Origin of the sequence: Adlercreutzia sp. ZJ473 (assembly GCF_013185065.1) — a bacterium.
Classification (GTDB): Bacteria; Actinomycetota; Coriobacteriia; order Coriobacteriales; family Eggerthellaceae; genus CAAEEV01.
Window position 1 is genome coordinate 1 of record NZ_JAAVTO010000011.1, and the last position, 11,097, is coordinate 11,097.

General features: G+C 63.9%; 11 protein-coding genes. All 11 read right to left on the reverse strand.

Going from position 1 to position 11,097, the window contains the following annotated elements:
• Positions 1-173: 173 nt before the first annotated feature.
• The 11 genes from HRL41_RS03475 to HRL41_RS03525 all read right to left on the reverse strand — a co-directional run bounded on the left by HRL41_RS03475 (position 174) and on the right by HRL41_RS03525 (position 11,086).
• Positions 174-1,535 (reverse strand): LPD16 domain-containing protein, encoded by a 1,362-nt coding sequence (locus HRL41_RS03475; protein ID WP_172135559.1) that lies wholly within the window; start codon positions 1,533-1,535, stop codon positions 174-176.
• A gap of 68 nt (positions 1,536-1,603) precedes the next feature.
• A complete protein-coding gene (locus HRL41_RS03480; protein WP_172135560.1) occupies positions 1,604-2,293 on the reverse strand; it encodes a CD1107 family mobile element protein in 690 nt (229 codons plus the stop codon).
• Positions 2,277-2,498 carry a DUF4315 family protein gene (locus HRL41_RS03485; RefSeq protein ID WP_172135561.1) on the reverse strand — a complete coding sequence of 74 codons (222 nt, stop codon included), beginning with the start codon at positions 2,496-2,498 and terminating at the stop codon, positions 2,277-2,279. Before HRL41_RS03485 ends, HRL41_RS03480 begins: the two co-directional genes overlap by 17 nt.
• 73 nt (positions 2,499-2,571) lie before the next feature.
• On the reverse strand, positions 2,572-4,356 hold the full coding sequence (locus tag HRL41_RS03490; protein ID WP_371808789.1) for a C40 family peptidase: 1,785 nt from the start codon (positions 4,354-4,356) through the stop codon (positions 2,572-2,574).
• Positions 4,353-6,959: a VirB4-like conjugal transfer ATPase, CD1110 family gene (locus tag HRL41_RS03495; RefSeq protein ID WP_172135563.1), complete on the reverse strand. Its 2,607-nt coding sequence runs from the start codon at positions 6,957-6,959 to the stop codon at positions 4,353-4,355. The genes HRL41_RS03490 and HRL41_RS03495 overlap by 4 nt, the downstream gene beginning before the upstream one ends.
• 14 nt (positions 6,960-6,973) lie before the next feature.
• The gene (locus tag HRL41_RS03500; RefSeq protein WP_172135564.1) at positions 6,974-7,279 is read right to left on the reverse strand and encodes a PrgI family protein; all 306 of its coding nucleotides are present in this window, start codon (positions 7,277-7,279) and stop codon (positions 6,974-6,976) included.
• Positions 7,280-7,299: 20 nt separating this feature from the next.
• Positions 7,300-8,115, reverse strand: coding sequence for a VirB6/TrbL-like conjugal transfer protein, CD1112 family (locus tag HRL41_RS03505; RefSeq protein ID WP_172135605.1), 816 nt, complete (start codon positions 8,113-8,115; stop codon positions 7,300-7,302).
• 74 nt (positions 8,116-8,189) lie between these two features.
• A complete protein-coding gene (locus HRL41_RS03510; RefSeq protein ID WP_172135565.1) occupies positions 8,190-8,402 on the reverse strand; it encodes a Maff2 family mobile element protein in 213 nt (70 codons plus the stop codon).
• 109 nt (positions 8,403-8,511) lie between these two features.
• Positions 8,512-10,293, reverse strand: coding sequence for a VirD4-like conjugal transfer protein, CD1115 family (locus HRL41_RS03515; RefSeq protein ID WP_172135566.1), 1,782 nt, complete (start codon positions 10,291-10,293; stop codon positions 8,512-8,514).
• A complete protein-coding gene (locus HRL41_RS03520; protein ID WP_172135567.1) occupies positions 10,293-10,778 on the reverse strand; it encodes a PcfB family protein in 486 nt (161 codons plus the stop codon). Before HRL41_RS03520 ends, HRL41_RS03515 begins: the two co-directional genes overlap by 1 nt.
• Before the next feature lie 161 nt (positions 10,779-10,939).
• A complete protein-coding gene (locus HRL41_RS03525) occupies positions 10,940-11,086 on the reverse strand; it encodes a hypothetical protein (protein ID WP_172135568.1) in 147 nt (48 codons plus the stop codon).
• Positions 11,087-11,097: the final 11 nt, after the last annotated feature.

An 11,097-nucleotide genomic window follows, 5' to 3' on the forward strand; every position in this document is an offset into this window, starting at 1 on the left:
CGCGAGTACTTCGCCAAGAAGAAGCAGGCTGGATAGCGGTACCACGCACGTTTACTCGCGGTACCAAAAATCGTTGACCACGGTACCAAGTCAGTTGATTGGCGGTACCGCGAGCGTTTATTACTCACCTCGCCATCGGGAGGGAGCGCGTCTCGTGTCGGGGAGGCGGCTCGCTACGCGATCTCGAGGTCCCTGGGCTTCGGCGGCCTTGGCTCGAGGGGGCGTTTCTCGCGGCTCTCTTGAGCCTGCCTTGCGTGCTCGGGGCGGTGAATCCTCATGCTCGTCTTGGCTACCATCGTCTGGTCCTTCGGCATGGCCTTCGTCATCGCCCTCATGTACGGCAGGCGCCGGGCCGCGTCCGCCTTGCCGTTGAAGTCCTCGACGTCGAGGTCGATCGCGGCGTTCAAGTCGAAGGCGCCGTCGTGAAGTCCGGCAACGGCCTCGCGGGCCTCTGGCAACGTGACGTCGGCTTCGAGCACCCCGCCGTCGACCTCGGCGAAGTCGCAGTCGTAGAGCGTGTAGTCCCAGCCCCCGTCGCGTTCTTGGACGTGGAGGTAGCCGTACTCGGGGATGAAGAGAGCCTGCTCCTTCAGGGATGAGTCCCTGGCCTGCTCGAGGGAGAGCATCTCGCGGTCAAGGTCGGTGATGATCTGGTCGGTGGCAGCTCTGATGTCGGCCATGCTTTCCTTCAGCTCCGGAGCCTGCCTGCCGGAGGACCAGCCGGCGATGTAGCCGAAGGAGTAGTCGGACGTGTCGACGCCGTAATGGTCGGCGACGGCGAAGGCCACGCTCTCGGCCTGCACTTCGCGGGTGAGGCGATCGGGCCTCTTCTCCCCGTCCTTCGCTTCGGTGAAGTCGTGCATGTGTGCGTGCGCCAGCTCGTGCATCGCAGTCTTGACCGTCTGCGTCTGGCTCATTCCCTCCTGGATGGCGATCCTCTTGTCTTCGGGATTGTGGGAGAAGTATCCTTTCGCGCCGCCTTCGATTTGCTCGAAGACCACCGGGCAGGGCGCGATGTTCTCGATTGCCCGCATGACGTCCTCGTATTTGCGGACGTCTCCCTCAAGCGACTCGACGCCCAGGGAGGGCAGCTCGCGGCCCGTGGTCTGGCTTACGTCGAAGACGTTGCTCACCTTGAAGCGCTGCCTGACGCTGACGGTCTCGTCGATGATGGGCTGTCCGTCGTCGTCGAGCTGGAGTTGGCCTTGCTCGTCGACGCGTGGCTCGTAGCTTCGCACCTTCTGCGGAGCCGGTGCGATGATCTGGATGGCCTTCTCGCCTTTGCTCACCTGGCGTCCGAACTTGCGCTGCCAGGCTCGGTATCCGGCGACGAGGGACGCGTCGGGCTTCTGCAGCGCGATCAGGATGCAGTTGTTGAGGGAGTAGTTGTGGAAGCGGCCCATGACGCGCAGGTACTCCGCATAGCGGCCGGAGGCGAAGATTTCCGACACTCCCGCTTCCAGGCGGTCGAGGGTCTCTTGGAGCTTGGTCTTTCCAGAGTCGCGTGCGTTGCCGCTGGTTGCTTCGTCTGCCACGGCATGCTCCTTTCAACGGCGCAGGCGCCGGAAGACCGGCGCCTGCTTGGGGTGGGTGGGGGTTGTCTCTAGCCGTTCAGCGGATCGTCGTCCGTGTCAAACGGGATGGTGCTTCCGGGGCCTGAGGCAGCGGGGCTCATGAACTCCTGGACTCGCCTCTCCTCGACTTTGCGCTCGTTGCGCTCGGGCTCGAGCTTGATCTTGTAGTAGGCGAACGCGCCGCCTGCTGCCAGGGCGACGATCACGGCCCAGGCGGCTCCGGCGGGAATCTGGGGTTGGGGCTCCTCGGGCTCGCTGCCGGTCTCGGCTGCCTCTGCGGGCTGCTGGGCGCTGTCGCTTTGGATCTGGCTCAGGCTGTCGGAGATGCTGGCGGTGCCGCCTTTTGACAGGGCGGCCAGGTCATCCTCGTTGACCTGGGTGAGCAGGTACACGTTGTCGTTGGCGGCCTTCTCGTCGACCACGAGGTAGAAGACGCTGTTGTCGGGGGACTTGATGGTGTAGAACTTCATGCTTTCGCCGTCGACGACCTCGTCGACCGTGCTGCCGGTGCCCGCGAAGGAGAGGGAGCCTTCGTGGAGCTTGTCTTCTTCGGCCTGAGGCGCCGGGGCGACGGGGGCCTCCTCGACCTGCTCTGCCCCTGCGGGCTCGGCTTCGCCGGGAGGGTCTGTGTTGGCGAAGGCGAGGGCGGGGACGGCGAGGGCTGCCGCCAAGGCGAGGCAGGCGAGAGCCGCGCTGGCCCTTTTAATCGAGGCTGACATGTTCGGGTCCCTCCTTCTCGAGTCGGGCAAGCAGGGAGAGCAGCTCCTCGGTGGTGGAGGCCTTGCTGCGGAAGACCTTGACGATCTCCTCGTCCTCAAGGAGCCTCAGCTGGTCCTCCTTTGCCTTGAGCAGCGACTTTCTCTCGGCGATCTCGTTCTGAATGCGCTTGATGTCAGACCTCAGTCGTTCGATCTTCTTGTTCATACGCACCTCCTGGAATTGGTTTGGGCTGACTTGGTAGGGACGCGGCGCCTTCTGGTTGGAAAGCGACGCCTGGTCATCCGTGGAGTCGGCCGAATGCGAGGAAGTGCTGCTGCCAGTAGCTGGTCTCGATGGACGCATACTGGATGGGATCGCCGCAATGGATCATCATCCCGCCGCCCACGTAGATGCCGACATGGCTTGCGCCTACCTCGGGGTAGGTGTTCTGGAAGAAGACGAGGTCGCCGGGCCTCGCCTCGCTCGGGCTGACGTAGCTGCAGCGGCCGCGAAGGCCCTCTGCCGTAGTGCGGCCAACGTCGCCGACGGAGTGGTTGACGACCCAGCAGACGAATCCCGAGCAGTCGAAGCTGGTGGATGGGCTGGAGCCGCCCCATACGTAGGGATAGCCCAGGTACTTCTCGGCTTCTTCGACCATCGCGGCGAACTGAGCGTCCTTGAGCGCTTCAGCAGGGATGCTGTATCCGAAGCCTCCCGTTGACGGGTTGGTTGTCCAGGAGCCCTTGAACAGGTCGTCGCGGTTGCCCTTGGTGGCCGCGAGCAGCTGGTAGTGCGGGATCTCGTCGTCAGTCAGGAGCTTTGCCGCAGCGCCGGCGATGCCCGTGTTGCTGAGCGAGACGGTCATGATGCGGGCTGTGTGGGTTTCCTTGACGGGATTGCCTGACTCGTCGAGTAAGGGGTTTCCGCTTTCGTCAACCACGTCGCGCTGCTCGGTCTCGGTGCTGGCCGCATAGGTCAAGGCGTACTGCGCCGAGGCGATCTGGTCTAAGAAGCCCCTTGTCTTGGCGAGGTCGTATTCGCCGTAGCGAGCCGTGAGCAAAGCCGCCAGCGCGTACGGGTCGTGCCCGATCTCGTCGATTCGGTAGCGGTACTCGTCATAGCCGGGATAGCGCGACTCGGCGCCGGTGGCCTCGGCTTCGACTTGGGCTTCGAGCGCCGAGTAGGCGGCGTCGACGTCTTTGATGCTCTGGTCGGCCGACGCATAGGAAGAGGCCACCGAAGTCTGCATGAGCGATCCTGCGACCGGCATGGCGACGGCGCCGACGGCAAACGCCGCAAGCAGAGACAGGGCCAGCGCGATCGCAACCGCCTTGGCGCCACCGCTGCTCCCGAGGGCGACGAGTCGCTTCGCAGCTGATGCCCGGGCCATTCGAGCTGCGTCGGCTGCTGCCGAGCTCGAGCTGGCGATGCCCCTTGCGATCGCAGCCGTGTTCGTCGGCGTGCCCTTCGCCGCACAGGCTCGCATGAGCTCCTTCTTGGCTTTCCTGCGTGCCGCTCTTGACGCGCTGCTCGCCGTCCCTCCCGCGCCCTTGGCGTTCGCCGCGCCCGGTGCCCCCGCAGACTTCCTGACTGCCCGAGCTGCCTGCCTCATGTCGGTTGGTCTGGCCCCGTGCGCGGAATGGGGGCGCAGCCGGGTGGCGGCAATGCGGTCTTCGGCCTCCGTCACTGCCTGCTCGCTGGCGTCGTCATCGTCGTCATCGCCTCGATTGGACTTCGAGCCGAGGCGGTGCGTCAGGGCGGCGCCTTCCTCGATGAATCGCAGGGACGTCCGGCGCAGCTCTCTGGATGCCGCCGGTTTTTCGCTCCTCGCGTTTGCGGAGGGCGGGTTGGCTTGGATTCTCGATGCCGCCGTGCCGCAACCCGCCTCTGATCTCATGCGGCGCTTCGTGCGTCGATTGCGTCGAGCATCCGTCCCGTTCCTCACGCTGTCCTGCCTGGAGGAGGAGCTTCTCAGCCTGCCGCCGGCTGCCTTCGGCGATTCGGGGCTCGGTTCGGGGGAGGCCCTCCGCTCGAGGCCCTCCCCGGCTGCCTCGACGCGATCCTCTGTCTCGAGCTTGCTCATGGCCGCCCAACCTTCGCTTCGCCGGGCTTCGTGGTCATCAGGTGATACAGCTGCGTGTCCGTGTCGAAGCGGTTCTCGAAGGGGACGATGATGTCGCCGAAGAAGAGAAGGCCCTCGCCCGGGCTGGTGTTCGTCACGTAGGAGAGCTGCTGCTTGGAGATGCTCAGATGGTCGGCCAGGATCGCCCGATCGCCTGCGGACTGGGCCAGCATCATGATGAAGTCGGAGTTGTCCAGGATGTTCTCGATCTCGCGGCTGCTCAGGAGGTCCTTCACGTTTTGGGTGATTCCGGTGGGGATGCCGCCCCACTTGCGGAAGCGCTTCCAGATCTCGACGGTGTAGGCAGCCGTCTGCTCCTCGCGCAGCATGAGGTGCATCTCATCCATGTAGTAGCGGGTATGGCGGCCCCTGTCGCGGTTGACGGTCACGCGGTTCCATACCTGGTCCTGGACGATGAGCATGCCGATCTTCTTCAGCTGCTTGCCCAGCTCCTTCGTGTCGAAGCAGACCAGCCGGTTGCTCAGCTCCACGTTGGTGCGGTGGTTGAACACGCTGAGGGAGCCGTGGACGTAGGGTTCCAGGGCGTCGCCGATGCGCTTTGCCTCGACGGTGCCCTGGCGGTACAGCTCCTCTTGCAGGTCTCCCAAGACGGGCATGTTCTCGGGCTGGGGGTCGTCCATGTACCTTTGGTACGTTGGGCGGATGCAGCGGTCGACCGCGGCTCGCTCCAGGGGATCCAGGCCGTCGCGCGAGCCCATGACGAGCTCTACCAGGGAGAGCAGGAAGTCCGCCTTGAACGCGAGCGGACTGTCCTCGTCGGAGTAGTTGAGGTTCACGTCCATGGGGTTGATGTGGTCGCTGCTGGTCGAGGAGACGACCACGACCTGGCCCTTCATGCCCTCGATCAGCGGGCGGTATTCGCCCTCGGGGTCGCCCACGATGATGTCGTCGTCGGTGTACAGGCGCGCGTATGCCATCTCGCTCTTCGCTGAATAGGATTTTCCCGACCCCGGAATGCCCAGGATCAGTCCGTTGGGGTTGCTCAGCTTCGTGCGGTCAGCCTCGATGAGGTTGCGCGTGATGGTGTTCACGCCGTAGAAGATGGCGTCGCCTCCGGTGCTCAGCTCTGCGGCCACGAAGGGGATGAAGATGGCTGCGGCCTTGGTGGTCAGGATGCGCAGCTGCTTCTCGTGCAGGCTGAACGAGCCGACGGGAACGACGGATCGAAAGCCCGCCTCCTGCTGGTAGCTCAGGGTCTTGAGCTTGCAGTTGTGCTGCTGGGCCACGGCGTCGGCTGCGAAGAAGGCGTTGTCCAGGTCCTGGAGGGTCGCTCCTTCGACGACGATGACGAACGCGGCCTTGAACAGGCGCTCGTTGTGGTTTTCGAGCTCGTGGTTCAGGTTGCGGGTGTCGTTGGAGAGCGTCACCAGGTCGGGCGGCAGGATGTCCGGGTCGTAGCCGGCGCGAATGGCCTTCTTCTGCTCCTCGATCTTCACCTTGTCTATGTCCGACACCTTGCTCTTCACCATCTTCTTGGCAGCCAGTTGGTCGAGGGGCTCGAGGTGAAGGTCGATGGTGATGGGGCATTCCAGCGCCAGGAAGTCGGCGAGGATCTTGTCCGAGAGCTCCGGGGCGTCGATTATCAGGTAGGCTGCTCGCTTGTAGGCGCCGTCGATTCGGAACCAGTCGCCGTGGCCGAAGTCGAACTCGTTGGGCGTGGCGGCGTCCTTGGCGATGTCCGCCCTCCCGTGGTCTGGGGCGAAGACGGCCTCTTGGGCGTTGGGGCCGGCGCAGACCTCGGCGATGAGCTTCGTGCGCTCTTTGCCGTTGAGGACATGGGCGTGGACGCCGATGGCGTGGAGTCGCGAGATCGCGTCGGAGGCTATGCGGGACAGGCGCCCACGTGCCTCGAAGGGATCCTTCGCCTCGATGGTGAGGGTGACGTAGTGCTCCTTCATCAAGCCTCCCGATGCCTGTGCGTTGCGAAGCGCGAGCATGTCGGAGTACTCCTCGCGGAACGCGTCGAGCCCGTCGTCCTCGCGTTTGTCGACGATGGCGCAGGTGCGCTCGGCTCCGTGGGGCTTGCGGTTGATGCAGGTGATGTCCACCTTCACGGAAGCGTCGAAGTGGTTGAGGAAGTCGCACCACTTGTCGAAGATGTCCTCGCGCTCCTCGCGACGTGCCAGCTGGTAGTCGATGGAAGTGAAGAACACGGTCTCCGAGTAGGTGCTGTCGCCTGCCATGACGATGCCGTCCTTGGCGATGGCGACGAAGGGCAGGGTGTCTTGCGCCGTGATCTCAACCTGCTTTGCCTTGTTCTTTGGGCCGGGTTTTCCCGCAGCGGCGCCGTGGGCTCCTCGCGGGACTCCCTGCCTGATGGCGGATGGCGCGTTGCCTCTCGGGGCGGCAGGTTGCGGGTCGGCATTGCCGCGCGGAATGGTGATGCACTCGCCGGTCCTCCGTGCGCGGCGCTCGGCTCTGCGGTCGGCCTTGCGGGCTTCCCGCTCGGCTTCGCGACGTGCGGCCTTGGCGCGTCTTCCCTCCTTCTTCTCGGCTCGTACCTGCTCTCGGGTCTTCGCGTGCCGGGGCTTCTTGAGCAGCATTTGTCATCCACCTCCTAGCTCTTGAATCGCTTCTTGCGGATGGCGGGCTTGCGGTAGCGCACGTCGATGAAGTTCGTCAGCGCGGCTTCCAGGGGCAGGCCGTTCTTCTCGTACAGGCCGAAGGCGAAGCCGGGGACCATCAGCAGCGCCATGAGGGCCACTGCGAGGGTGTTTCCCAGGCAGGGGCGGGCAATGAAGAAGAACGGGAGGCCTACGGCTGCGGCGATGCCGAAGCAGATGAGCTGGCGTCGCGTAAGGCCGAAGGCGACCTTCGATTTGATGGAGTTCAGGTCTTTGGGCACGTCGACGTAGCCGGGCATTTTCGGGTCTCCTTTCGTCTCTAGTGGGCCGCGAACACGGAGCGGGCCAGGCTGGATGTCTTGAACAGCGAGAAGCAGAGCAGGATGGTCATGCCGGCGATCTCGAAGAGGGCGGCGTGGATGTCGGAGGAGTCGGGGATCTGCGCGACGAGCACCGCGTAGATCCCGACGCATACGATGATGAAGAAGCCCTGCGCGGCCAGCGCGGCCATGCCCCTGAGGTAGTTCGTGCCGATCTGGCCCCATTCGCGGTTGGCGAGCGTGGCCATGGGGATGGGCGCGATGGACGCGGTGAGGTAGATCTCGATCATGCGGCCGTAGATGATGACCGTGATCAGAACCGAGAGGATCTTCATGCCGAGCGACACGAGCGCCGACTCCACAGCCAGCATGAGCAGCTCGCCGATCTCCATGTCCTTGAGGGACTCGTCGATCCTGTCCAGCACTGAGGCCGGGTCAACGGAGGTCTGCGTTCCGATGAGCCCGGAAGCCTGCGTGACCATGTGCTGGCCCACGTCGAAGAGGGCCATGATGATGGTGAACGTGTTGCTCAGGACGAGGACGGCGACAAGCGCCTTGAAGAAGTACGCGAAGAAGTCGAAGGTCTGCATGTCGTGGAAGTTGTTCTTCTCAGTGATCATGGTGATGAGCTCGACTACCAGCACGTAGGTGATCACGATGCCCGCGATGGGCAGGACCACGTTGTCGGAGAGGCTTTGGACTAGGGAGAAGATGCTCGCGTTCCAGTCGGCAGGTGAAGCCGAGACCTCGCCTGCGATCGATGCCGTCTTGTCGTTCACTTCCAAGAACATCGAGCTCACGTTGGAGTCGATCATTCCCGTAAGCGTTTCCCTGGCCCAGGTCTCGATGGCGTCAAGAACGCTATCAAACACCGGAATCACCCCGCAGGCTAGAAGAGGTTGGCCAGCAAGGGGATGAGCTGCGTGCCGATGAGGATGACGCCGCCGCCGCTCATGAGCTGCTTGATGCCCTGGCTCTTCGCTCCGGGGTTGTCGCCGCCGTAGCCTTCGAGCAGGTTGATGGCGCCCCAGGCCCCGAGGCCTGCGCCAAGTGCGGTGACGAGCGTTTGAAGAATGCCGATGGCAGAGGTGAAGAATTCCATATGCTCACTTCCTCTCTTGAATTCGGGATGGAAGCCTTCCAGAGAGGGATGAGGCGCCGGCTCTCTGGAAAGGCCTTTTCGGCGAATCGGGGGAAGTGTCCTTGGTCGGCTAGTCGATATCGGGGAGGTCCCCGTCGAGGAAGACGAGCTCCTCGTCCAAGTCGATGACCGCTTCGCTCAGGTGCTTCTGGCCGTAGTCGTAGCGAAGCCTCGGGTCGGACTCCGCATGTTGGCGGTATCGCGGATGCTGGGTGATGTCGTATTTCTTGGAGCGGAAGGGGCGCAGGCCGCGAACCATGAGTATGCACTCGTCGTTGGGCAGGACGGCGATCTCGTCCTTGGTCATGAGCTCGCGTCCGAGCGTCTGGTAGTTCTGTCCGTAAGATCGGTTGGACCCGCGCGTGTCGGACTCGTTCATGAGCTCGATGGTCTCGCGGCCGAGCGCCTCGCAGATGTCCCTGAGGGTCTCCTCGTCGCGTCCGCCCAAAAACAGGCGCATGTCGCAGTTGCCGATGATGGTCGCGGCATGGTCCTTGTAGATGGCCTTCAGCTGGCTTTTGTTCTGAACGATGATGGTGGCGGAGATCTCGCGGCTGCGGATGGTGCTGATGAGCCGCTCGAAGTTGGGAATGTGCAGGTTGGCGAACTCGTCCAGGAGGAAGCGCACGTGATAGGGAAGGCGCCCGCCGTGCACGCGGTCGGCGCGCTCGGTCAGCAGGTTGAACAGCTGCGTGTAGACCATGGCCGCGACGAAGTCGAAGGTGCGGTCGTTGTCTGACGTCTGGATGAAGAGCGCCGTGGGCTCGTCGCCGACCATGTCGAGGTTCAGCTCGTCGTATCTCATGAGGTCGCGAAGCTCTTGGATGTCGAACGGCGCCATCCGTGCGCCGACTGATACCAGGATGCTCTTGGCTGTCTTGCCGGCGGCCAGCTTGTACTTGCGGTACTGGCGGACGGCGAAGCAGTCGCCTTCGCGGCTCGCCAGCTCCTCGAACAAGACGTCAACTGGGCTTTGGAACTCCTCGTCGTCCTCACGGGCTTCGCACATGTTGATCATGTCCAGCACGGTGATGATGTTGCGCTCGCTCTCAGGCGCGAAGTTGACGACATAGGACACGAGAGCGCACAGGAGGAGCCGCTCTGCCTTGGTCCAGAAGTCCTCGGTCGAGCGCTCGCCTGTGCCGATTGTGTTGCAGATGATGACGTTGACGAGCTTCAGCACGTCGCTTTCGGAGCGCACGTAGCTGAGCGGGTTGTAGTGGAGGGACTTGGGCATCTCGATGAGGTCGAGACATTTGATGCGAAAGCCCTCTGTCTCCAGGATATGCCCGACGTTGGGAAGGATGCTGCCCTTGGGGTCGGTGGTGACGTAGCTTACCCCGGGAGAGGCCTGCATGAGGTTGGGCTCCACCACGCCGCGGGTCTTCATGGAGCCGCTGGAGCCCTCCACGAGCAGGTTGTTGTTGCGTGCGGTGAAGTAGTCCTTGGGCCGCGTGTTGATGGTCTTGCCCTCGGTGCGGGTGAGAAGGATGTTGCGGTAGGGATTCGGGTCTGTGTACGGCTTGAAGTCAGCGGGGACGGACCAGCGGGCGGAGCCGTACTCGACGCCATCGCGGAGCTTCCTCTGTCCGTTGAGCTTCAGGTAGAGCAGGCCGCTGGCGGCGATGCCTGCCACGGCGCCGGTCATGAGGTCGGCGGGCGCGAGGGAGGGCCAAGGCGGGCTGAACGCGCAGCGGGCGTTGGCCAGCGCGGTCGTCCACTGCTCAAGCGGGTTGCCTGGCAGCTGGCTCGCAAGCCAGCTGAGCCTGTCGGCCACTGCAAACGAGGCCAATCCCGCCGCGCCGATCCCGGCAGCGCGGGCTGAGCGCCGGTTGAGCTTGGGCTTGGGCATCAGCGGCTCCTCTCAGGCTCGCGCAGGTGGTCGCGGGCCTTGTCTTTGGGAAGCGACTTCGCGATCTCTCGCAGGCGCTTCACGACGGAGGGACGCTTGTCGGGATCGAGCTCGAGGGCGGTGTACTCCTTGAACGCGGCCTCGAGTTGGGCGGCCTGCTTCGCGTGGAAGTACACCAGGTACTGCGGCGGGTCCTTGGACTTGTCCTTGAGAAGCGCGTAGGTGACCTGGTGTCTGCGGGCGATGCGCCCGAAATCCGCGATGCCGCTTTTCGCGATGGGGATCTGGGAGAGCTCGGCACCGTCGGCAGACAGCTGGCGGAGGGTCTTCTTGCCGGGGCGGGGTGCCTTGTCTTTCTGGGAGGCCTGCTTGGCGCCTCGGTTCCGGTACATCCAAAGGCGCATGACGGACAGCAGCATCTGGGATCCCGTCCTCGTGGTGGTTGCGCAGAACGACACGGAGCGGTCGTCGACTTCCTCTTGCATCTGATCTCCTTTCGAGAAGCCCCCGGCACGCCCAGCCTGAGCATCCGTCTTGATCTGGAGATTCGGTCGGGGATGCGTTGCTGCGTGCCGGGGCCGAGCGGGTCGGTCTCTTAGTTAGAGGGGCATCGTCCTCGCCCGAAGCTGGCGATCGTCGGTGTCGCCTAGCTCCTCTCCTTGGTACCTGCCGCGTATCTTGCAGCAGTTGTCTCGGCGTCACGCTCGGCGCTGGAGCCGACATACAGGCAGCACCAGGCGACGAAGGCGTTTCCCGCCATGAGCAGGACGATGAGGGCGACGGCTGGAAACATGGAGGGCCTCC